At 57.0% G+C, this 18,999-nt stretch carries 19 protein-coding genes; 10 read left to right on the top strand and 9 right to left on the bottom strand.

Annotated elements, in window-relative coordinates:
• Nucleotides 1–33: 33 nt before the first annotated feature.
• The gene (locus B9Z50_RS09255; protein WP_089961140.1) at nucleotides 34–276 is read left to right on the top strand and encodes a glutaredoxin domain-containing protein; all 243 of its coding nucleotides are present in this window, start codon (nucleotides 34–36) and stop codon (nucleotides 274–276) included.
• A 38-nt stretch (nucleotides 277–314) separates the two neighbouring features.
• Complete coding sequence (locus tag B9Z50_RS09250) at nucleotides 315–1,298, top strand: TauD/TfdA family dioxygenase (protein ID WP_108363479.1); 984 nt, start codon at nucleotides 315–317, stop codon at nucleotides 1,296–1,298.
• Nucleotides 1,299–1,314: 16 nt separating this feature from the next.
• Here the strand turns inward: B9Z50_RS09250 and B9Z50_RS09245 are convergent, their stop codons facing one another.
• The 5 genes from B9Z50_RS09245 to nth form a co-directional block, all read right to left on the bottom strand.
• Entirely contained in the window at nucleotides 1,315–1,953 is a 639-nt protein-coding gene (locus tag B9Z50_RS09245) for a DUF2894 domain-containing protein (protein WP_108363477.1), read from the bottom strand.
• Nucleotides 1,950–2,624 (bottom strand): OmpA family protein, encoded by a 675-nt coding sequence (locus B9Z50_RS09240; RefSeq protein WP_108363739.1) that lies wholly within the window; start codon nucleotides 2,622–2,624, stop codon nucleotides 1,950–1,952. The genes B9Z50_RS09245 and B9Z50_RS09240 overlap by 4 nt, the downstream gene beginning before the upstream one ends.
• The gene (locus tag B9Z50_RS09235) at nucleotides 2,624–5,014 is read right to left on the bottom strand and encodes a DUF802 domain-containing protein (RefSeq protein ID WP_108363475.1); all 2,391 of its coding nucleotides are present in this window, start codon (nucleotides 5,012–5,014) and stop codon (nucleotides 2,624–2,626) included. The genes B9Z50_RS09240 and B9Z50_RS09235 overlap by 1 nt, the downstream gene beginning before the upstream one ends.
• On the bottom strand, nucleotides 5,011–5,871 hold the full coding sequence (locus tag B9Z50_RS09230; RefSeq protein WP_108363473.1) for a DUF3348 family protein: 861 nt from the start codon (nucleotides 5,869–5,871) through the stop codon (nucleotides 5,011–5,013). The genes B9Z50_RS09235 and B9Z50_RS09230 overlap by 4 nt, the downstream gene beginning before the upstream one ends.
• Nucleotides 5,872–6,043: 172 nt before the next feature.
• Nucleotides 6,044–6,676, bottom strand: coding sequence for an endonuclease III (nth, locus tag B9Z50_RS09225; RefSeq protein WP_108363471.1), 633 nt, complete (start codon nucleotides 6,674–6,676; stop codon nucleotides 6,044–6,046).
• A gap of 66 nt (nucleotides 6,677–6,742) precedes the next feature.
• Between nth and B9Z50_RS09220 the strand changes: the two genes are divergently transcribed.
• The 3 genes from B9Z50_RS09220 to B9Z50_RS09210 are packed head-to-tail and all read left to right on the top strand — an operon-like array spanning nucleotide 6,743 to nucleotide 8,950.
• On the top strand, nucleotides 6,743–7,939 hold the full coding sequence (locus B9Z50_RS09220) for a PLP-dependent aminotransferase family protein (protein WP_108363469.1): 1,197 nt from the start codon (nucleotides 6,743–6,745) through the stop codon (nucleotides 7,937–7,939).
• On the top strand, nucleotides 7,936–8,724 hold the full coding sequence (locus B9Z50_RS09215; protein ID WP_108363467.1) for an alpha/beta fold hydrolase: 789 nt from the start codon (nucleotides 7,936–7,938) through the stop codon (nucleotides 8,722–8,724). The genes B9Z50_RS09220 and B9Z50_RS09215 overlap by 4 nt, the downstream gene beginning before the upstream one ends.
• Before the next feature lie 10 nt (nucleotides 8,725–8,734).
• Nucleotides 8,735–8,950, top strand: a complete 216-nt coding sequence (locus B9Z50_RS09210) for a DUF3820 family protein (protein ID WP_108363465.1) — start codon at nucleotides 8,735–8,737, stop codon at nucleotides 8,948–8,950.
• 75 nt (nucleotides 8,951–9,025) lie between these two features.
• Here B9Z50_RS09210 and serB read toward each other — a convergent pair whose 3' ends face one another.
• On the bottom strand, nucleotides 9,026–9,742 hold the full coding sequence (gene serB / locus B9Z50_RS09205) for a phosphoserine phosphatase SerB (protein WP_108363463.1): 717 nt from the start codon (nucleotides 9,740–9,742) through the stop codon (nucleotides 9,026–9,028).
• A 511-nt stretch (nucleotides 9,743–10,253) separates the two neighbouring features.
• On the opposite strand from serB, the gene B9Z50_RS09200 reads away from it, so the two are divergent.
• From B9Z50_RS09200 to B9Z50_RS09180, 5 genes are all read left to right on the top strand, one after another.
• A complete protein-coding gene (locus tag B9Z50_RS09200; RefSeq protein WP_158270654.1) occupies nucleotides 10,254–11,147 on the top strand; it encodes an OmpA family protein in 894 nt (297 codons plus the stop codon).
• Between the two features lie 39 nt (nucleotides 11,148–11,186).
• A complete protein-coding gene (locus B9Z50_RS09195) occupies nucleotides 11,187–14,051 on the top strand; it encodes an Ig-like domain-containing protein (protein WP_108363459.1) in 2,865 nt (954 codons plus the stop codon).
• 20 nt (nucleotides 14,052–14,071) lie between these two features.
• The gene (locus tag B9Z50_RS09190; RefSeq protein WP_108363457.1) at nucleotides 14,072–14,401 is read left to right on the top strand and encodes a hypothetical protein; all 330 of its coding nucleotides are present in this window, start codon (nucleotides 14,072–14,074) and stop codon (nucleotides 14,399–14,401) included.
• Nucleotides 14,402–14,508: 107 nt separating this feature from the next.
• Nucleotides 14,509–14,787, top strand: coding sequence for a hypothetical protein (locus B9Z50_RS09185; protein ID WP_146183191.1), 279 nt, complete (start codon nucleotides 14,509–14,511; stop codon nucleotides 14,785–14,787).
• Nucleotides 14,788–14,812: 25 nt separating this feature from the next.
• The gene (locus B9Z50_RS09180) at nucleotides 14,813–15,607 is read left to right on the top strand and encodes a transporter substrate-binding domain-containing protein (protein ID WP_158270653.1); all 795 of its coding nucleotides are present in this window, start codon (nucleotides 14,813–14,815) and stop codon (nucleotides 15,605–15,607) included.
• Here the strand turns inward: B9Z50_RS09180 and B9Z50_RS09175 are convergent.
• The 3 genes from B9Z50_RS09175 to flgL all read right to left on the bottom strand — a co-directional run bounded on the left by B9Z50_RS09175 (nucleotide 15,593) and on the right by flgL (nucleotide 18,993).
• Nucleotides 15,593–16,270: a response regulator transcription factor gene (locus B9Z50_RS09175; RefSeq protein WP_108363451.1), complete on the bottom strand. Its 678-nt coding sequence runs from the start codon at nucleotides 16,268–16,270 to the stop codon at nucleotides 15,593–15,595. The genes B9Z50_RS09180 and B9Z50_RS09175 overlap by 15 nt on opposite strands.
• 301 nt (nucleotides 16,271–16,571) lie before the next feature.
• Entirely contained in the window at nucleotides 16,572–17,996 is a 1,425-nt protein-coding gene (gene fliD / locus B9Z50_RS09170; RefSeq protein WP_108363449.1) for a flagellar filament capping protein FliD, read from the bottom strand.
• Nucleotides 17,997–18,078: 82 nt separating this feature from the next.
• Nucleotides 18,079–18,993: a flagellar hook-associated protein FlgL gene (flgL, locus tag B9Z50_RS09165; RefSeq protein ID WP_108363447.1), complete on the bottom strand. Its 915-nt coding sequence runs from the start codon at nucleotides 18,991–18,993 to the stop codon at nucleotides 18,079–18,081.
• Nucleotides 18,994–18,999 lie beyond the last annotated feature (6 nt).

The raw sequence follows: 18,999 nt of genomic DNA, 5'->3' as shown, positions 1-18,999 counted from the left end.
GTTGCGGGCATGGCCATGGCTAGAATCCAAGCCATGGAACTCAAAATCGTCGTCTACTCCAAGTCCGCCTGCCCGCAGTGCGAATCCGCCAAAATGGTGCTCAAGTCCAAGTCATTGGCCTTTGAAGAAATCAAAATCGACGGCGAAGCCGAACGCATGGCGTTTTACGAAAAATGTGGCCCGTCGGTGCGCCAAATGCCCCAGATCTTCATCAACGACCAGCGCGTGGGTGGTTTGGCGGGTTTGCAAGCCGCCTTGGTTCAATTGGGCCGTTAAAACACATTGGTGGCTGTGTCCACGTTCAAGGAATCGCCATGAGCCTGATCATGAAACAAGCCATCACCGGGCCAGCGGTATGGAAGGGCGCCGACTTGGTCAACGACACCACTTGGGTGCATGTTTTGAGCCCTGAGGTGTTGGCGACCCTTGACGCCGCGCTGGCCCATGTCAAGGCCAAAGGGCTGACGTTTCCGAATTTTGGTCGCGAGGACTTTCCCATTGGTGACTGGGCGCAGGCCCTGAAAGCCCATAGCGACGAGCTGGAAAACGGTCGCGGATTTTTGGTGCTGCGGGGTTTGCCAGTTGAGCGCTACAGCGAAGAAGAGATTCAAATCATCTACTACGGCATTGGCCTGCACATGGGTGTGCCTGTTCGGCAAAACCCCAAGGGTGACCTGTTGGGCCTGGTGATGAACGTGGGCGATGTGACGAAAAAAACCACCCGTGTTTACGAGACCAACCTGTACTTGCCTTACCACTCAGACCCCTCAGACGTTGTGGGGCTGTTGTGCATCCGCAAGGCCAAGCACGGCGGTTTGAGTTCGCTGGTGAGCGTGGCGGCGATTTACAACGAGATTTTGCAAAAGCACCCCGAGTACCTGGGTCTGTACTACCGCACTTGGTATTTCTCGCACCTGTGTGAAGACCTGCCCAGCTTGTCGCCCATCTTCAGCCACCACCAAGGTAAGCTTAGCTGCCGCTACCTGCGCCAGTACATCGAGTTGGGTCACGAAATCCGCAACCTGCCGCTGTCCAAGGTCGAAATCGAAGCGCTCGACTTGTTTGACGAAATCATGCACCGCGAAGATTTCCGATTGAGCATGATGCTGGAGCCCGGTGATTTGCAGTTTGCCAACAACTACGCCGTGCTGCACTCGCGCAATGAATTTGAAGACCACGGCGTGCACGAACTCAACCGCAAGATGCTGCGCCTGTGGGTCAAGATGCCCAATGCGCGCAGCTTGGCACCCGAGTTTCCAGGGCGCAACGGTTTCCCGGCACCTGCGACTTTGGCCTGAGCGGCTCAGGCCGCCCTCAACGCTCTGACTTGTTCGCGGGGACGGTCTTTTTGGGCGAGGCTTTGACCGTCTGTGGCGCGTCCAAAAACAACAGCGTGTCCACATAACCCATGAAGCGGTTGAGGTAGTCGGGCGAGAGGTCGCGCATCAGCCCCAGCGAGCGCAGCACCAGCGAGTGCGAGTTGATGGGCCCGGCGTTTTGGGGTGCTTGGGCGATGGCTTGGGTGACTTGCTTTTGCACACTGATCTTGCCCAACTGCTGGCGAAAGGCCACGATGTGCGGCTTGTCCATGCGCCCATGGCCGCTTGGGTTCAAGGGGCGCTCTGGCGTAGGTGCTGTCATGTCCCGCAGCAATGCAGACAAGGGCGATGAGTTTGCTGTTGCTTGGCTGTGGGCGGGGGTGTTGGCGTTCTGTGGCGCAGGCAGCCTGGCCTGCAACTGAGCCAGAGCGGTGCTGAGCTTGGCCTGCAGCAGCGTTTGGGCTGGTCCTGTTTGGCTGCGGGTGCGTTCGGCCAGCACCAGGATGTAATGCCAGCCCACGGGGTCGCGTTGGGCCGCTTCTGCGGCCCAAGCAGCGCCTTCGGTTTGCAACAGGCTCAGCGCATCTGCGGGCGCTGGCTGTGCGTCAGGCGGACAGGGCGTGATGTGGCTCATGGTGCAGTTTTAGGGGCCGCGCCGGACGATGGTGTGGCCGCTGTGGTCGCATTGCTGGCTTTGGGCACCGGGGCCATTTCCACGCGGCGGTTTTGGGCCCGGGCTTGTTCGTTGGTGTTGGGCACCAGGGCTTGTTCTTGGCCAAAGGCAGCGGCGAACAGAATGGACGCAGGCATGCCTTCTTCGATCAAGGTGCGCGTGACGGTGAGGGCCCGCTGGGCCGAGAGTTCCCAGTTGTCCGCGAACCCGCGGTTGCGGCTGGTGACCGCCCGGTCGTCGGTGAAGCCGCTGACCATGAGCATTTCATCACGCGTTTGCAGATAGCTGCGCAGCGGCGGCACCAGGCTTTTGAGCAGCTGTCGGCCTTCGGGTTCGAGTTGGTCCGAGTTGAGCTTGAACAACAATTTGCCGCTGATGCCGATGCGGCCATTGTTCAGGGTGATGCGGCCACTGGCCAGCGGGATGGCCAGGGCGTTCTCAAGCGAGAGCCGTTTTTGCTCTTCAATTTGGCGCTTTTGCACCTCCACCTCCAGCTGCGAGGCCATGTCCAGCTGCGCGGCCATAACACCCACCAGCAGCAGCACAAATGCGCCCAGCAGGCCGGTCATCAGGTCGGCAAACGAGATCCAGGTGGCCGATGTGGATTCGACGTCGGCGTCGTGCTCCAGCATCATACGGCTCCTTCATTGGCCAGGTCGGTGCGGCGCTGCAGGGCGTCGAGCACGTCTTTTTGGCTGCCGATGCTCAGGTCAATGATTTCGCGGGCTTGGGCCACGTAATAGGCCAGTTGCTCGTCGCTGCGCGTCATCGATTTGCCCAGCGCCTGTTCGATGCGCTGCAGTTGGGCCATGAGTTGCTCATTGGTCTGGCTGAAGGCCCGCACGGCAAAGCCCAGGCTCTCGCCGAGGCTGGCGACGTCCACCGCGCTGGCGGTGACTTGTGCGGCGATGCTGCCCAATTTGTCGGTCTCTTGCGCGACGTGTTGCTGGAACTGCTCGCTGGTTTGCGCCAGCGAGGCCTGGCTGCTCACCAGCAGGGCGTCGATCACGCCGCGTTGCTCGGTTGACGCGTGGTTGATCGCATCCAGCAAAGTGCTGAGTGTGCCCAGAATGCGGGTGCGCTCTTCGAGCAAGGCGTTGTCGCGTGCCACGCTGACCGAGATTTCCTGGCGCAACTGGCCAATGACTTCGGCCGCCGCTTTGGGCGCTTCGGAGGCGGTTTCGATCAGGCGGGTGATGGGCGCCTCTAAGGCGGTGCCCAGAGTGCTCAGGTGGGCCGTCACGGTGCTTTGCAACTCCGCCAGGCGGGCCACGGCGGCTTGCCCGCGCGCGTCTTCGGCGTGGCGCAGGGCCGACAGTTCCTCGCGCAGCAGTGCCGAGAGTTCTTCGGCGCGCTGGCTGTGCTGGGTGGTCCACTGCGCCTCGGCGGCTATGCGTGTTTGCACCAGCGCTTCGCTGCTGGCCAGCAAACGGGTGATGTCGGCCAGGGTTTGGGTGGCCTGTGTTTGGCTGTGGGTGCTGATGTCTTGCGCGGTGCGGGCCAGGGTGTAGCAAATGCTTTGCTGATGTGTCAAGGTTTGCGCGCTGGCGCTTTGCCACTGTTGACCCAGGTTGGCGGCGGTGCTCTCCAGTGATGCCTTCCAGGCATCCAGGCGTGCTTGATCGGCGGCAGCTCGTTCATCGTGCAAGCGTGTGATGTCGGCCAAGGCCTGTTGGCTGTGCGTTTGGGCGTTCGCTTGAATGGCCTGGGCGGTCTGGTCCAAGCGGTCACAAATGGCTTGCTGCTGGGCCAGAGTCTGCGTGCCCGAGGTTTGCCATTGCTGCTGCAGCCCATCGGCCATGCGCTGCAGTGCGGTTTGCCAGCTGGCCAGGCGCTGCTGGTCGGCCAGGATTTGTTGGGCTTGCTGCTGGGTTTGGGCGCTGCCCACTTGTTCGACCAAGGCTTGTGCGCTGCGCTCGAAATTTTGGCCGAAGGCCTCCAGCGTCTGGCCTACGCGCTCGCTCATGCGGGTGCTGCTTTGTTCATGCAGGTTCAGCGTCTGGGCGCTGGTGTTGGCCAGCGTGGCGGCGGTGGCCGTGAGCTGCGTGTGCACCTCGGCCAGTTGTTGCTGGGTGTTGTGCAGCAAGCGCTCGTTCAGGGCTTGGGCCTGTTCGGCCAGTTGCGCCATGGTGTCTTGCACCACGGGGCGAATGCCGTCGCTGGCCAGTTGCAGGCTTTGGCCAAGGCTGGTGCGCAGCGATTGGTCCACCGATTGCGCGAGACCCGTGTAGGCGCTGTGCACTTCACGTTGTACCTGTTGCTGAAAACTGTGCTGGCTGGCCAGAAGTTGGGTGTGGGTTTGTTCGGTGTTGCTGGCGATCTGGCTCATCAGGGCTTGCAGCTGCTGGAGCACTTGCGGCAGGGCTTGGGCTTGCTGCTCCAGCGCCAGGTAACTTTGCTGCTGCTGGTGCGCGAGCGAAAACCGCTGCAGCTGGGTGTGGGCCAAGGTGTCCAGCTGCTGCGAAGACAGGGCCCGTTCACGCCGTGCCAGGCTGCTCATGAGGCCCAGCATGGCCGAAGTGGCCACACCCGCGACCGAGGTGCCAAAGGCCAGGCCCAGGCCTTTGATGGGTTCAGAAAACGCGGCACGCATACCCGCAATGGCGTTGGCGCCTTCGAGCGCAAACACCGCGCCGTTGAGGGTGACCACCATGCCCAAAAAAGTGCCCAACATGCCCAGCATGACCAGCAGGCCTACCAGGTAAGGAGTGAACACCGGGCCCGGCAGAGCCACGCGCTCGCCTTGCACCCGCTGGCGCACCGGGTTTTGCAAGGCCGCGGGCAAGGTGTCGAGCCAGTCGCTCAGCCGGGCCAGATCAGCCGGCACCAGGCCCAAGGCGTGGTCGAGTGCGCGTGTGGTCGCGCGGTATTGGTGCAGTTCCCAAGCGCCAAAACCATAAACAGCGCCAATCATCAGCGTCATGACCAGCACCAAAAAGTGGCTGCTGGCCACGGCCGCCGCCACCCAAATCAGGGCCAATGCGCCCAGGCCCAATGCGATCGAAAAAGAAAAGCGTTTCATTGTTTTTGTGTGGCGATAGAGGTGAGGGCTTCGAGCAGGCCGAGGGTGGGCTGCAGCCGTGTGTCGAGTTCGGCCAGCAAGGCTTGGCGAATGGTTTGGCGCAAGGGCATCAGCCAGCTGCTGGGGTCGGCCTTGGGGGTGTCGTTTGGGGCTGAGGCCATGGCGTCAATGGGGTCAGTGTCCTCATCCGTGGCCATGGCGGTTTCGGCAGCCAGAGTGACTGCCAAGGCTTGGGCCTGAACCTGCATGTGCGCCTTGAGGGCTTGCACAAAGCGCTTTTCGAGCAGCTTGGAGGTTTTGCCCAGCAAAGCCGCTTCGCGCTCGGCGAGGATGTTTTCAAAAGCTCCATCCAGTGCGGCCAGTGGCTGACCTGCGCTGGCGCGTTGACTCAGCTGCAGGCGCAACTGAGCGCGCAAGCTGCGCAGCGTGCTTTCCATTTGCCGCTGGTGTGCGGAAATAAAGCGTCGGTAGGGCTCGAAGGCGGTCTTGATCTCAACGGGTTCGTCCAAAACCGGGGCCGGCATGTCGATGCGCGCCAAGCCCGAGCCTACGGGGGCGCCCCGGGTGATGGACTCGACCAGTTGGGCACGCACTTTGTCGACATGCCTGGCGAGCGCTTCGGGGGCGATGAGTGCCATGCGACGCACATGGGGCGGCGTGGCGGCGCTTGGTTGATGGGGGGCTGTCTCAGGGTTCAGCACGCCGTGCAGGGCAATGGCCTGCCGAAAATCCAGCCAGTCGCCGAGTTTTTGCCCAACATCCTCAGCTTGACGGGCAGGGGCGAGCATGGCGTTTTCGGTCAGAAAACGCACCAAGCTGGCGCTGTAAAGGCTGGCACGCGGCAGGGCTCGCGTCATGGGTGTGTGAGGGTGTTGAATCGGACAAGCAGAGCCGAAGGCTCTTGTGGCAACGGGCGCCAAGCGCTCGCGTCAAGGACTGCGCCGAGGCGCAGAGGGCTTGAATTTTAACTGTGCGTATTGAAGTGGATTCGGGTGTTTCGAAAACCAAATGCCGCAGAAAAAAAGACGGTCAAAGTGTTTTTGGCTTGAAATCGCAAAACGCCGCCACCGCACATTGCCCGCAAAGCGGTTTGCGGGCCTGGCACACATAGCGCCCGTGCAGGATCAACCAATGGTGGGCATCGACCAAGTACTTGGCAGGAATGCGTTTGAGCAGTTTGAGCTCTACAGCCAAGGGCGTCTTGCCCGGGGCCAGCCCGGTGCGGTTGCCCATGCGAAAGATGTGCGTGTCGACCGCCATGGTGGCCTCGCCAAAGGCCGAGTTGAGCACCACATTGGCCGTTTTTCGCCCCACGCCGGGCAGGGCCTCCAAAGCTTCGCGGGTGCGGGGCACCTGGCCGCCGTGCTGCTCCACCAAAATGCGGCAGGTTTCCAGCAGGTGCTTGGCTTTGCTGCGGTACAGGCCGATGGTTTTGATGTAACTTTCCAAGCCTTCCAGGCCGAGGTCCAGAATTTTTTGCGGCGTGCCCGCCACCGGGAAGAGGCGGCGCGTGGCCTTGTTGACCCCCACGTCGGTCGCCTGGGCCGACAGCAGCACGGCGGCCAGCAGCTCGAACACGCTGGTGTATTCCAGCTCGGTCACGGGCATGGGGTTGGCGGCTTGCAGGGTGGCAAAGAAGGATTCGATCTGTGCGGGTTTCATGGAGGTTGTGAGTAAGGGTGCAGATCTTGGCAAAATGTCGGCGAAGTCAACCCGGGAAGATACACCATGCCTTTGCAATTTGCCGACCGCCTGAACAACGTCGAGACCTCCGCCATCCGCGAGCTTTTCAAACTCTTGGGCAAGCCCGGCATCATCAGTTTTGCGGGCGGCTTTCCCGACAGCGCCATGTTTGACGTGGACGGCATCCGCGAAGCGAGCAATGCGGCCCTGAGCCAAGACCCGGGTGCGGCTTTGCAATACGGCGCCACCGAAGGCTTTGGCCCGCTGCGCGAGCAACTGGCCCACTTCATGGCGCAAAAGGGCGCCAAAGATGTGGCCGCAGACCAGCTGATCGTGACCACTGGCAGCCAGCAGGGGCTCGATTTGATCGGCAAGACCATGATCAGCCCCGGCGACAAGGTGATCGTGGAGGGCCCCACATTTTTGGCCACCATCCAGTGCTTCCGTTTGTATGGGGCCGAACTCATCAGCGCCCCGGTGGACGGCCATGGCGTGAAAACCGACGAGCTGGAAAAGCTGATCGCCGAGCACAAGCCAAAGTTTGTGTACCTGATCCCCACCTTTGGCAACCCCAGCGGCGCCTTGCTCAACGCCGAGCGCCGCAGGCAGGTGCTTGAAATGGCCGTCAAGTACCAGACCCTGATCGTTGAAGACGACCCTTATGGTGATTTGTATTTTGCCGAGGCACCGCCGCCCAGCTTGCTGGCCTTGAGCAGCAGCGTGCCTGGCAGCCGCGAGCTGCTGGTGCATTGTGGCTCTTTGTCTAAAGTGCTGTCGCCCGGTCTGCGCGTGGGCTGGATGATTGCGCCAGCCGAATTGCTAGGCAAAGCCACCATGTGCAAGCAGTTCAGCGACGCGCACACCAGCACCTTTGCTCAGGCCACCGCCGCGCAGTATTTGAAAGCCGGCCGCATGCCTGCCACCCTCGACAAAGTGCGCGCTGTGTACGCAAAGCGCGCTCAGACCATGGGCGATGCGCTGCGCCGCCAATTGGGAGATGCGGTCGAGTTTGTACAGCCCGAGGGCGGCTTGTTCGTCTGGGCGCGCCTCACAGGCGCTGGTGGCAAAGTGAATGACGGTAACGTGTTTGCCAAACGCGCCATCGACAACGGCGTGGCCTTTGTGCCAGGCACGCCGTTCTTCTGCGCTCAGCCCGACCACGCCACCTTCCGCCTGAGCTTTGCCACCGTGGGCGAAGACAAGATCCTCGAAGGCGTGGCGCGTCTGGCCAAGGCGTTGTGAGCACCATCACCGTCAACGGTACCGAGGTCTGGCTGCAAGGGCAGGGCGATGAAGTCATCCTCATGCTGCACGGCTGGCCCGATACCCGCGCCCTGTGGGATGGCACTGTGGCGGCCTTGCAGGACCGCGCCACCTGCGCCCGACTGACGCTGCCCGGTTTTGAAAGCGGCCCTTCGGTCACCAGCTTGGACGACATGTGCCAGCTGCTGCGCCAGATCGTTGACCGCATCAGTCCCGATCATCCTGTGACGCTGATGCTGCATGACTGGGGTTGTATGTTTGGTTATGAATTCGCCATGCGTCACCCCGATCGGGTGGCCCGCGTGGTGGCGGTGGATGTGGGGGACCACAACTCGGGTGCCTTGTTGCGCAGCTGGGGCTTCAAAGAAAAGCTGTCTGTCTTCGGCTATCAGGTTTGGCTGGCCTTGGCGTGGAAGTTGGGTGGCAGCTTGGGCACTCGCATGACCCGCGCCATGGCTCGGTGGCTGCGCTGTCCATCCGACGCTGGTCGCATCACCCACAAGATGAACTACCCCTATGCCATGCAGTGGTTCGGTACGGCGGGCGGTTTGAAGCATGCGGCGCCCGTTGATTTGCCCATGCCGCTCTTGTTTGTCTATGGCGAGCGCAAACCCTTCATGTTCCATTCGGTCAGATGGTTGGAAAAAGTCGCTGCCCAGCCTGGCAGTGCGGTGCAAGGCTTGCCTTGTGGTCATTGGGTCATGATTTCGCGGCCCGAAGCTTTTCATGCCCGGGTCCGCAGTTGGCTGTGGGGCGAAATGTGAGGGCTGCGCCATGAAGCCCGAAGACCTGGTCAAACTGGTCACCACGCCCATGCCCTACGGCAAACACAAGGGGATGTTGATCGCCGACTTGCCTGGCAACTACCTCAACTGGTTTGCCCGTGAAGGCTTCCCCAAGGGTGAAATCGGTCAACTTTTGCAGCTGATGCAGGAGATCGACCACAACGGTTTGAGCGATTTGCTCAAACCGCTGCGTGTTCGGCCCTGACACGACCAATGGCTCTTCGACGCACTTTCATATGGAAATCGCCCGATCTCCTGGGCTGGGATGTGGCTGAGGATGTCAGGGCCGAACAACTTCAAGCAGTCGGTCGAGTCCCCCTTCATTGATCGCCACCATCGCTTGTTCGCGTACTTTCGGTTTGGCGTGGTAAGCGACTGACAAACCCGCAACGCCCATCATGGGCAGGTCGTTGGCACCGTCACCCATGGCTATAGCCTGATCGGGCGAGATACCCATCATCAGGCAAGTTTCCAAAAGGGTCTTGCGCTTTTCTTCACCGTCACAAATGTCTCCCCAGGCTTGATCCACCATACGGCCTGTGAGTTCGCCATTGGCCACTTCGAGCACGTTTGAGCGCGTCCAGTCGATGCCCAGTACATCGCGCACATGGTCAGTGAAGTAGGTGAATCCACCCGACACCAAGAGCACTTTCATCCCCGCCGCCTTGCAGGTCTTGACCAAGTTGGCAGCGCCCGGGTTCAGTTGAAGACGCTCCTGCAGCACCTGCTGCATGTGGGCCACCGTCACACCCTTGAGCAAGGCCACACGTTGCCGCAAACTTTCTTTGAAGTCGGTGATCTCGCCGCGCATGGCCGCCTCTGTGATGGCGGCCACTTCGGCCTTGCGTCCGGCCGCGTCGGCAATCTCGTCCACACACTCAATGTTGATCAAGGTGGAGTCCATGTCAAAAGCAATCAATTTGAAATGTGACAAGCCAAGGGGTGCTGTGAAGCCCTGAATGGTCAGGCCGGGGGCGTATTCGGTGGTAGGTGTCATGGGCGATAAGTGGATATCTCTGGTCTCAAGGCCCTCGATTTTGCAGCAGATGGCTTCGCATTGGGGCTGTCACTGACGGAGCCTGAGCGGCAGGGCCGGTGTTCGCCCGTCCTTGCCCGGACTCGCTTCGCATGCAGTGAGCAACAGGCGTGTCCAAGGAGCGGCAAAAACTTCTACGCCAGCAGAGGAATGTGGGACTGAGCGGACGAACATCTTCTGAAATGACACTTTTATTCAAAAATAAATAAAAAACACCATAAAAAATAGGTAAATAGTTAATTTTATAGTCATAAAATACGCCAAATAGCCAGTTTACAGGCGGCGCTGATCAAGCATCATTGCGACATGGGGTTTCAGATCAATTTGCAGCTCTAAGTTTTTGAATTCATGAAAGTTTTGGGAGGTCAACGTGGAAAAAACAAGTCGTCAGGGTTCAGCATTGCGGTCTACACATCAGATGGTTGCACGAACCTTACTTGGGGGATTGTTTTGGGTCTGTCTTGCCCCCAATGTGGCCGCTCAGTCGTCTGCCTCACCGGCCAACATCGATGCCTTTGGTGAGGTCTACACATCGGCTTTGCCTGCCCCGAGCTCCCAAACCCGAGTATTTGTGTACCGCAACCGTCAAGCTCCCAACGCCTTGCCGGTCAACATTTACCTCAATGGTCAGTACCACGCCTCCTTGTTGCGTGGCGGATTCACCGAATTTTGCGCTTCACCTGGCTCGGTCAATATCAAAGCCGCACAAGATGATTCATCGAGACTGCACACCAGCAAGCTCGATGCAGGTCAGCGCTTGGACCTCAAAGCCGGTCAAACGGTGTTCTTGAGAGTTGATGAAAGCACGCCACAAACCGTGAATCTGCTCAGTGGCACCGCTGAGCAAACCAAAGAGGATTTGCAAGCGACGCGTCGACAAATTCACACCATCTCCAGAGCCAAGGCGGCTGTGAACTGTGCCGAGCCGGCAGCAGTTGCGCCGCCTCCGCCTCCGCCGCCTCCCGCGCGCAAGCCGCCTGTACCGCGCGAGTACGCACTGGAAACAGATGCCTTGTTTGAGTTCGGCAAGGCTGAACTCCGGGCTTCTGGCTACAACGCCATTGAGTCCTTGATGCAAAGATTGCTGCAGGACTTCTCCTCGGTTGAGCGCATTCGTGTCGTGGGGTACACCGACCCGATCGGGTCGCCTGCTTTCAACAAAAAACTTTCGAAGGAACGTGCCGACGTGGTGGCGCGTCAAATTGCTTCACGCAACATCCCAGTCGAGCGAGGCATTGAAGCTGAAGGCCGAGGACCTGTCGAATTGGCGAAAACCGGTTGTGGCAACACGCCCACACCCGAAAACAAGAGTTGTCATGCGCCAAACCGCCGTGTGATGGTTGTCATCACCGGTGCGCGCCGTTGATCGCTTCTCCTTGAAACCCATTTTTGAGAGATTCACATCATGAGCAAGTCATACAAGATCAAAGTCAATCAGGGCCCAGGTGAGGCCAAGTTTGTGGACATTCCCCAAGCTGGTGCGTCGGGGAAGGCGCTTGCTGTCAAGGCAGTGCCTGGCGGCAAATACCAACTCTTGGACGCAGGCACGGGTTACGCGCCTGAAAACATCAGGGCCAGCCGGTCGGGTAAAAATCTGCAAGTCTTTTTTGAAGGCCGCAGCCAGCCAGACCTGATCATCGAAGACTATTACGAAGTCACGCCCGAAGGTTTCAACGGTCTGATCGGCGAGTCCGAATCGGGTCGCTTTTATGAATACATCCCAGAATCCGCCACGGCCAATTCGACCGTGCCATTGTTGGCGGATGGTTCTAACTTGGTGGGTATGGCCCTGGGCGGTGCAGAGATCAATGCATCCGGCGCTGCTGTGGGGGCGTTGGTGGCTGCTCCAGGCTTGAACCCCTTGCTGCTCGCTCCGCTGGCTTTGTTGGGGGGCGGTGGCGGAGGTGGAGGTGGCGGCGATAACGGAGGTGACACCCCAAACAACAACTCCGCGGGCATCAAAATCACCAAAGCCACTTTGGATACCGGTGTCAGTGACAGTGATTTTGTGACCAAAGGACCGGTGAATGAATTCAGCGGTACCTTGAGCTCATTCACAGGCACGCCAGGTGACAAGGTCAAACTCGAGTTGTTGGACAAGGATGGCAAGCCACTTGATCCGGTAATTGAGGGGACCGTTACACCAACTCAAGTCAACGGTATTTGGTCCTGGAAGTGGGTCCCAGTAGATCAAGATACAGCTACCAATTTGCCCGAGATTTTGAAGGACGGCAACTACACCCTCAAAGCCACCATCGTCACCGCTGCTGGCGTTGCATACACACACGCCACAGCCAGTACAACCCAAGCGCTTGACATTGACACTTCGCCCAATGAAGGTGACAACAACCATGATGTTGTCCTCTCCATCACCAGCGTGAGTGCCGACACCGGCACACTCAACAACGATTGGGTGACCTCAGACACAGCGCTAGTTTTCAAAGGCACGTTGAGCAAGTTTTCGCCTGCTCTGGGTGATCTGGTCATGTTGACACTGGACCCCGTCGCCGAAGGTGCCGCAAACATAGTCCAATACGTGACGCCGATTCAGAAAGACAATGTTTGGGGCTGGGAGTGGGATGCACAAACGACACCGTTTCCTGAAGGCACCTACAAATTGACAGCGACTTTGGTGGACAAAGCGGGTAATCCCTTCACCCAGCAAGGCGCTAAGGCTGAAGAGGTTTTGATCATTGATGTGACGGGGCCTGAGGGGGATAAGGGCTTGAGCATTGAGTCCATGTCGGTTGACTCAGGCGTGGGTTTAGCCACTGATTCAAGTCGCACAGACTTCAAAACGAATGACAACACACCAGTCTTTACCGGCACTTTGACTGATGACTTGCCAGAAGGCGAAAAAATTGCCATCCAGTTGATAAAAGATGGTGTCGTGGTGGAGTCCGGTTTTGCTGATGTGTCAGGCAAAGAGTGGACTTGGACCCCCAACGCACCGTTGGCTGATGCGACTTATAAATTGAACGCACAGGTGGTTGATGCAGCGGGCAACCCTGCATCTAAAGTTGTCAATGGCGATACAACGACGATCGCGCCTGCGAGCAAAGATGTCCTGATTGATACAAAAGGATCTACTGATCCAACTGACCCTAACAGTAAGTTGAAAATATCTACTATCGGCATTTCCAACGATACGGCAGCTAACGATGTCAGTAATAACGATTTCGTGACATCAGACGGTGGCAATAAAGATAAAAGTTCAGACGTCAATGACGATGACAAATTGACATTCAATGGCACTTTAAGTGCTGGTTTTACAAAAAATGGTGGAAAAGTATTGGTTCAGATTGTGGACTTGGATGGAGAAATAAAATCCAGTCGTTATGTTGAACCAACTGAAAATAAGTGGACTTATGAGCATATTGGAGCATTGGCCGAAGGTCAGTATGTTGCAAAGACGATTTTGTTTGACCATGTCGGGAACATGATCAGCGCTAAAGATCAGTCTTTCTTCATTGATGTCACTCCGTCAGAAAATATTTATTCTACAGAAATGTCAACTTTAGGTTCGGAAAAAATTACAAAATTTGAATTTGGCAATCTGGTGTCAATAGATGGCTCAAACGATTCGATGGTTTACACATATGGGACATATGAATTTAAAGGTATTACTGGTAATTATTTTGGCGGCAATTTAAATCTGAGTATTGAAGATGGTACCGTCTTTGAAAAAGGTGAATTTGTAATGACATTTTGGGATCAAGCTGGAAATAAAACAGATATTGAAAATGCAAAACAATGGGTATTTAGTAATGCCAATACAGCTTCTCTAACAGAAACAAGCGCAGGGGCTGCTTTACCGAAAGACTTTAAAGGTGGTCAACTTATTGACTCTGTCGGTGCGCATAATGTTCCCGTCAATTTTGACATGGCTACTTTGTATGATGGCATTGACACATTGGCCAATCCGGAAAAGGCCGTTACAAATCACGTGGTTTTGTCCAAAGACTCGGGAGTGACCTTGGATGTGAGCATGGGCGATGTTTTGGCCTTGGGCGTGACAAACAGCTTCAGCATTGCATCCGTTAATGGTGGCGCGCAGCACAAAGACCAAATCCAAATGCGGATTGATGGGCAATCGGACGATACGCTCAACCTAGATGGTCTAGTCAATGGCTTAAATATGACCTGGGAGAAAAGCAGTACATTATTCAAATTGAATAATGGACCAGAAGAATACGATGTGTACACCAATACTGTGCTGGGCGTGGCCTTGTTTGTTGATGATGATATAAAAGTCATTAACATTCTTTAATAACTTTCCGGGGTGAACGCATGAATAGCACCATCTGCCATGCTGCCCTGCTGATCAGCGCCATGCTGGCCGCCCTACCTGCCATGGCTGACCGTTTGCTCGACTTCACCCTGTTCAGCCCGCCCGAGGTTTCGCAGCGGCGTATTGCGGAGCCGGTGGTCAGTTGGTTGGTGCATCCGCAGGCCAGTGGTTTTTGTCAGCAGGCGAGCCCCAAGGATGGTTTTGTCAGCCGTGCTGAGGGCTGTGTTTATTGGCAGACCCAGGCCTCGCGCTGCACCATCGTGACCACTGAGCAGACCACACACTCGCAGCTGGGGCACTTGTTTGTGCATTGTTTACAGGCTCGCTGATGTTGACCTTGGCCTTGGGACCAGCTTGCCAAACCCTGCGCCGATTTGTCGGGCGGGGTTTGTTGCTTTGTGGCGTGTTCTTATTGGCCGCTTGTGAAACGACCACCATGCGCCCGCCCCAGGTGGATATGGCGCGTTTTGTGCCAGCTCCCGAATCCAAACGGGTGATTGTGCGGCCCAAGCTCAAGTATTTGGTGCGTACAGATGGCTATGAGTATTGCGCCCGCATCACGGGTATCAAAATCACGCCCATTTCGCGGCCCATGGCTTGCGCATTTTGGAATGTGCGCCGCAGGGAGTGCACCATCGTGACGCCGACGGTCACGGGCTACAACTATTTGGGTCACGAATTGCGGCATTGTTTTGAGGGGGCTTTTCATGACTGACCGGCCCGTTGTGTTTGGGGAGTTCATGACCCGCCGAAATTTTTTGTCCACGCCACTGGCTTTGTGCGCCTGCGCCACGGCTTTGCCCGTTCTGTCACAGGTTCCGATGCTGGAGGGGGGTGTGTTGCGGGTGGGGGTGTTGACTCACTACAAACCATTCAGTTTTGTGGAAGGCCAGTTGCAAGGTTTTGATGTGGATGTGCTGCGCCGCTTGGCGGCTATTTTGAAGGTGGAGCTGCAGATCCACACAGAGGGCATGGCCGTCTTGCAAAGAAAGCTGGCGGCAGGGGATATTTCGGTCATCGCCAACCAGTTGATCGCTACCCCTGAAAACCGACGCCAGTTCGATTTTGTGCGCGCCTATGCGTCCAACCAATTGGTGTGTGTGCAGCACGAGGACGATAACCGCGACTTTTTGAGTTTGGATGATTTGTATGGCAAGAAACTGGGGGTGTTGGCCAACACTGGCATAGAAGAGCAGTCGCGTGGTGCTTTGGGGAAAACCGTGTTGCCTTTTGCTTCGATTGACGTGGCGTTCAAACAATTGTCTGAAAAGAAGCTCGATGCAGTTTTGGAAGAAAGTTTGATTGCAGACTATTACATCGAGCGCGATGCTTTGCCCATCAAGGTGACGGCACCGTTTGCACCACCGTTGTCAGCAGGTTGGGCGGTTCAAAAGGGCAATAAGGCCTTGGCTTTGCGTTTGTCGGAAGCTGTGCAGATGTTGCTTCGTGATGGCAGCTTCAATCCGATTTCTAAACGGTGGTTTGGTTACGATGTGAGCCGACCTAATGTCAGCCACACATCATTGTCCCGGTAGCTTGTCTGAGGGCCCAGCGCGGGGTGGCTCGAAAATGTCCAAAATCCGGCGATCACCATCCATGACCAAGTCCAGCAGTTCAGAAAGACAAGAGCAGCCCATTTTTTCCAATACTCGGCTTCTGTGCAGTTTGACGGTCGATGGTGCTGAGCCGTTCAAGGCGGCGATCTCCTTGTTGCCATAACCTTTGACCATCCAGCTGCAAATTTCGCGTTCTTTGTCTGTCAAGCTCGCAAAACGTTCTTTGGCATTTTTGGCTTTGATTCTTTGACCCAAGGCAATTTGGTCTTGTTCAAGGGCAGAATCGATCGCTTGGACCAAGACGTTCAGTCCAAATGGTTTGATCAGAAAGTCAACTGCGCCATTTTTCATGGCCTCTATGATTTCGTTGGGTCGGCTTTCCCCCGAAATGAAAATGATGGGCGTGGTGCGTCCTTGACGGATGAGCTCAGTTTGTAGACTCAGACCGCTGGATTGCGGAATGCGAACATCCAGCAAAAGAACGGCTGGGCTGATGGGCAGAGCATCTCTTAAAAACGCTGCCGGGTTCTCAAAACTTTGAATGGAATAGCGTAATGTGCTGAGACTGAAAGTCAGACTTCTGCGGATGGATGGGTCGTCATCAATCAGATAGATGTGACCTTTGAAGTCATCAAAATTCATTCATCACCCATGCTGGATTGGTTTATTCGGAGTAGAAATTTTATCTATGAACACCTTTTGTGCTTGTTTTGTGATTACTAAAGTGTTAACAAATGCAAGCCTTTAAATTTCCTTTTCCAATTTAAAAATAGATATCTCAAGGGGGTCGTGGGGGATGAGGCTGCCAAGACTGTGGGCGCATGGTCCTGGACGTGTGGCATGCGGCATACGGCATACGGTTGTTCAGTCATGAAAAAAACGCTGCTAATCCTTGTCGGTGAAGCCCAGAGACCGACAGCCATCGCATCGCTAGGCGACCGATTCAATTGCCGTAAGACTTCATCATGCTTTCGAAGGTGCCTTTGAGGCTGGTGCGCATGCTGTTGCTGTTGCCCACAATGCTTTCCATGACGCTGAACTGGTTCATGTAACGGGTCATGAGCTTTTCCATGCGCTCTTCGAGTGCCGACATTTCGTCCTGGTACTTGGCAATTTGGGTGGTGGCGCTTTTGCTTTGGGTGTCGATGAGGCCTGTGGAAAGCAGCATTTTTTCAATGCTGTTGATGGCCCCACCGGCCAGGCCGGCTGGGGCAGGGCTGTAGATGCTTTGGTTGTTGGTGCCCGCGCTGAACATGGTCGAGACTTCGCCAAAGTTGTTTTGCAAGGCGTTGTCGAGCTTGGTTTCGTCAAGGGTGAGTTTGCCAAACCGGTCGATGCTCAAACCCACATCGCGAGCGGCTTTGATGGTGGTGCCGGGAGTGGATGAGTTGTTGGTGATCATGGCCCGCACTTGGTTGCGCACCGATTGCAGCAGGCTTTCGCCGGCCAGAACACCGCCAAACTCTTCCACCTCGCTGGCGCGGTCGCCCAGAATTTTCAGGGTTTCTTCAAAGTCGTTGTAAGCGGTGACCAAACCTTGAATGTTGTCCTTAATGCCGGCGGTGTCGCGGTTCAGGTCCAAGCGCGCCGCCAGCGGTTCGTTAGCCGCGTCTACGGCGGTTTTCGCGAAAAGCTCCAGCGTGACGCCATCGATCACGTCGTTCACGGTGTTGGTGCTGCGGGTGACGGGCAGGCCGTTGACCGTGAAGCTGGCATCGGTTGCAGTTTGAAGCGACTGTGAGAATGTGATGTCGGTGACTGGGGTAGTGGGGTTGGTCCCCGTGGTGGTCATGCTGAAGGTATTGGCCACACCCGTATCACCCGTCAACACAATTTGATGCCCGTTTCCGGTGTTGATCAGTTGAGCCGTCACGCCCAGTTTGGCCCCGTTGATGGCGCTGACCATGCCTGCTGGGGTGGTCGTTGTGACATCGATCGGGTCTTTAGACTCTGTGCCAATGGTTAAGTTCAGTTGAAAAGCCACGCCACCGTTGAGTGTGGTGTCGCGCGCCGCAAATGAGCTGCTGGCCGTGCGTTGTGCGAGGGCCGTTTGCGTCACAGCGATGCTGTAGTTGCCTGCTTCGGCACTGGTGCTGGCCGTCACACCAAAGGCCCCGGGTTGCGTGTTGCTGGCTTTGATCGAGCTGAAGTCGCTGGCGTCGTTGAGCTTGCCAAAGGCGTTTTTGAGCTCGGACAGCGCGTATTTGACGGCGCTGTAGCCAGTGATTTTGGCCTCGGACTTGGCGATCTGGGCTTCGATGCGTTCTTTGCGGGGCGTTTTTTCGGCGTCCACCAGGCTTTGGGCCAAGCTTTTCACGTCGATGCCAGAGCCGGCGCCTAGGGTGTTGACAATGCTGCTGGTGGACATGGGTGGGGGTTTCTATGTGGGAAGAAGGGTTCTCATCTCAGGCATCGGCTGCAGGCCTCAATACTTGAGCCGAGGTACCCCATCAACCCCGGATGTAATCAAAAAGTGAGAGGCCGGAGATCTTGGCAAAGCTGCCCATGGCCGCTTCCATGCCCATCATCTCCTTGTTCATGCGGGCCACGGCCTCGGCGTAGTCCAAGTCTTCGATTTCAGACAAAGTCGATTTGATGCGCAAGGTGTTCTCATCCAGCACATCGAGTTGGGACTGCACCACCACTTGGTCTGAGCCGTTTTGCGCTTGCGACAGCGTCAGGCTGTTGTGCATCTGGGTGATGTCGGCAATGCCTTGCTGGATCTTGCCTGTGCTGCTGGAATTGATGCCTTCAATCATTTGATCGAGGGCGTCAAAAAAGCCCACGGCCTGGCCGTCATCGCGCACCACGCGGCTGAACACGTCCGTGCCTGCGCGGGTGAATTGAACCGTGCGCTCCACGCCTGCCGGGATGCGGGTTTGCGTCTGGTCGCCCTGGTAGACCACGGTGCCGTTGGCGTCTTCGGCAAAGGCGGGCGTGTTGACCCGGGTGCCCGAAAACAAAAAGTTGCCACTGTCATCGCGTGTGTTGCCCAAGCTCAGCAACTGGTCGCGCAGGGCTTTCATTTCCACGCCGATGGCTTTGCGGTCGTCCGGGGCCAGGGTGTCGTTGGCGGCCTGGATGCCCAGCTCTTTCATGCGGATGAGCAAATCGTTGGAGGACGACAAAGCTGTTTCTTCGGCGGTGTAGCGGCGCATGGCCACGTCCAGCGTGCGCATGTGGCTCTCTTGGCGCTGCACTTCTCCCTTGAGGCGCTGAATGGCAGCGGCCTGGTCTGGCGCGGCGCTGGGGGCCAGGATCTGTTTGCCCACGGCCATTTGCGCTTGTGTGGTGGCCAGCTTGTTTTGGATGGTGCTCATGCGCTCGGTGGCACGGTCAAACAAAAAGGCGGTGGAAATTTTCATGGTTCA

It is taken from the genome of Limnohabitans sp. Bal53 (assembly GCF_003063355.1).
In the GTDB taxonomy this organism is placed as follows: domain Bacteria; phylum Pseudomonadota; class Gammaproteobacteria; order Burkholderiales; family Burkholderiaceae_C; genus Limnohabitans_A.
Note: the sequence above shows the minus strand (reverse complement) of the source record. Positions and strands in the feature narration are given on the sequence as shown.

Bases quoted from the DNA above. Each gene is read 5' to 3' on its own strand.
- fliD (WP_108363449.1), bottom strand. From the start codon at position 17,996: ATGTCCACCAGCAGCATTGTCAACACCCTAGGCGCCGGCTCTGGCATC.
- B9Z50_RS09210 (WP_108363465.1), top strand. From the start codon at position 8,735: ATGAAGCCCGAAGACCTGGTCAAACTGGTCACCACGCCCATGCCCTAC.
- B9Z50_RS09255 (WP_089961140.1), top strand. From the start codon at position 34: ATGGAACTCAAAATCGTCGTCTACTCCAAGTCCGCCTGCCCGCAGTGC.
- B9Z50_RS09175 (WP_108363451.1), bottom strand. From the start codon at position 16,270: ATGAATTTTGATGACTTCAAAGGTCACATCTATCTGATTGATGACGAC.
- B9Z50_RS09245 (WP_108363477.1), bottom strand. From the start codon at position 1,953: ATGAGCCACATCACGCCCTGTCCGCCTGACGCACAGCCAGCGCCCGCA.
- B9Z50_RS09250 (WP_108363479.1), top strand. From the start codon at position 315: ATGAGCCTGATCATGAAACAAGCCATCACCGGGCCAGCGGTATGGAAG.
- B9Z50_RS09190 (WP_108363457.1), top strand. From the start codon at position 14,072: ATGAATAGCACCATCTGCCATGCTGCCCTGCTGATCAGCGCCATGCTG.
- serB (WP_108363463.1), bottom strand. From the start codon at position 9,742: ATGACACCTACCACCGAATACGCCCCCGGCCTGACCATTCAGGGCTTC.
- flgL (WP_108363447.1), bottom strand. From the start codon at position 18,993: ATGAAAATTTCCACCGCCTTTTTGTTTGACCGTGCCACCGAGCGCATG.
- B9Z50_RS09220 (WP_108363469.1), top strand. From the start codon at position 6,743: ATGCCTTTGCAATTTGCCGACCGCCTGAACAACGTCGAGACCTCCGCC.
- B9Z50_RS09185 (WP_146183191.1), top strand. From the start codon at position 14,509: ATGCGCCCGCCCCAGGTGGATATGGCGCGTTTTGTGCCAGCTCCCGAA.
- B9Z50_RS09195 (WP_108363459.1), top strand. From the start codon at position 11,187: ATGAGCAAGTCATACAAGATCAAAGTCAATCAGGGCCCAGGTGAGGCC.
- B9Z50_RS09230 (WP_108363473.1), bottom strand. From the start codon at position 5,871: ATGACGCGAGCCCTGCCGCGTGCCAGCCTTTACAGCGCCAGCTTGGTG.
- B9Z50_RS09240 (WP_108363739.1), bottom strand. From the start codon at position 2,624: ATGCTGGAGCACGACGCCGACGTCGAATCCACATCGGCCACCTGGATC.
- nth (WP_108363471.1), bottom strand. From the start codon at position 6,676: ATGAAACCCGCACAGATCGAATCCTTCTTTGCCACCCTGCAAGCCGCC.
- B9Z50_RS09180 (WP_158270653.1), top strand. From the start codon at position 14,813: ATGACCCGCCGAAATTTTTTGTCCACGCCACTGGCTTTGTGCGCCTGC.
- B9Z50_RS09235 (WP_108363475.1), bottom strand. From the start codon at position 5,014: ATGAAACGCTTTTCTTTTTCGATCGCATTGGGCCTGGGCGCATTGGCC.